This window comes from Rhodoferax sp. LS1P39 (assembly GCF_056521425.1).
This window is the reverse complement of record NZ_JBWMAV010000032.1, coordinates 1-1,485: the sequence shown is the minus strand read 5'-3', so window position 1 is coordinate 1,485 and position 1,485 is coordinate 1. Positions and strand designations below refer to the sequence as shown.

General features: G+C 64.6%; 2 protein-coding genes. One reads left to right on the top strand and one right to left on the bottom strand.

What is annotated here, in order from left to right; translation table 11 throughout:
• Window positions 1-46 precede the first annotated feature (46 nt).
• Window positions 47-1,099, bottom strand: coding sequence for a CDP-6-deoxy-delta-3,4-glucoseen reductase (locus AC097O_RS24160; RefSeq protein WP_479595476.1), 1,053 nt, complete (start codon window positions 1,097-1,099; stop codon window positions 47-49).
• A gap of 58 nt (window positions 1,100-1,157) precedes the next feature.
• On the opposite strand from AC097O_RS24160, the gene AC097O_RS24155 reads away from it, so the two are divergent.
• A partial coding sequence (locus AC097O_RS24155; RefSeq protein WP_479595475.1) for an NAD-binding protein occupies window positions 1,158-1,485 on the top strand: 328 nt, incomplete at its 3' end.

Here is a 1,485-nt window from a genome sequence, read left to right as displayed (position 1 = left end):
TCCAGCCGGCGAAAGGTAATATCGTCTCCGACGCGGATGGCCATGCCTAGGGAGCAGCCTTGTCAGCTTCGCTGGTGAACGCGTCGGCAAAGAAGGCCTCTGGCGGCAGCCCGGCCTGAGCGACGTACGCGGCCTGGGCCGAATCCACCACGATGGGCGCGCCGCAGGCATAGACCTCATGGCCAGACAGATCCGGCAGGTCTTGCAGCACGGCCTGGTGGACAAAACCGGTGCGGCCCGTCCAGGCATCTTCGGGCAGTGCGTCGGAGATCACTGGCACAAAGCGCAGATGGGGCATTACCGCCAACTGGGCTTGCACCCAGTCGCGCAAATACAGGTCACCTGGGCGGCGGCCACCCCAGTACAGCGTGGTCGCTCGGGTGATGGCTTTGTGCTGCATGTGCTCAAGGATGGCCTTGATGGGTGCAAAGCCGGTGCCCGAAGCCAGCAGCACAATGGGTTTGTCGGAGTCTTCGCGCAGGTAGAAGCTGCCATAGGGGCCTTCGATGCGCTGGATTTCCTTTTCTTTCATGGTACCAAACACATGGTCGGTGAACTTGCCGCCAGGCATGTGGCGGATGTGCAGCTCCACCGCCGGGCCGGTGTGGGGTGCGTTGGCCATACTGTACGAGCGCCGGGCACCGTCGCGCAGGATGAATTCGATGTACTGGCCGGGGTGGTAGCGCAGGGTGTCGTTGGCGGGCAGTTGCAGCTTGAGGAGCATCACGTCGCTGGAGACTTTCTCCAGCGTGGTGACGCGCGAGGGCATCTTCTTGATGGGGAAGGCGCTTTCGTCCGTGACCTGGCGCGATTCCAGCACCACGTCTGTCAGCGGCATCGCGCAGCAGGTGAGCACCAGGCCCGCAGCTTCTTCCTCTTCGCTCAGGGCTTTGCGCTGGTGCGGGCCGTGGAACACCATGCCTTCGAGCTTTTTGCACTTGCAGGAACCGCAGGCTCCGTCCTTGCAGCCGTAGGGCAGGCCAATGCCTTGGCGGATACCGGCGGCCAGGATGGATTCATCGGCGGTGGCGGCAAAGCTGCGGCCACTGGGCTGCACCGTGATGGAGAAGGCTTGTGGCGTGGGGACGGGGTGGGTCATGGGCTTGGGTATGTTCGGTAGACTCAGTCTCTGATTTTTATCTTTATCGCTTTCGATTTTGCCCTCAAACCAACCCTCTCTGGGTGCCCTGCCCGCGCGCTTTCGCCGTGAGCGCGTGCTCATCATCGGCTGCGGCGATGTGGGCCAGCGCGCCTGCAGCCGTCTGCCCCGCGCGGTGCGCGTGCTGGCGCTGACCTCCAGCCCCGAACGCCGTCCAGCCCTGCGCGCCCAAGGTATTACGCCGCTGTGCGGCAACCTGGACGATGTGCGCTCTTTGTTGCGCCTGTCGGGCCTGGCGACCCGGGTGCTGCATTTGGCCCCGCCTCCGGGCGAGGGGGTTGGCGACCCGCGCACCCGCAAGCTGTTGCGCGCCCTGCAGTTGCGCG

Bases quoted from the DNA above. Each gene is read 5' to 3' on its own strand.
- AC097O_RS24160 (WP_479595476.1), bottom strand. From the start codon at position 1,099: ATGACCCACCCCGTCCCCACGCCACAAGCCTTCTCCATCACGGTGCAG.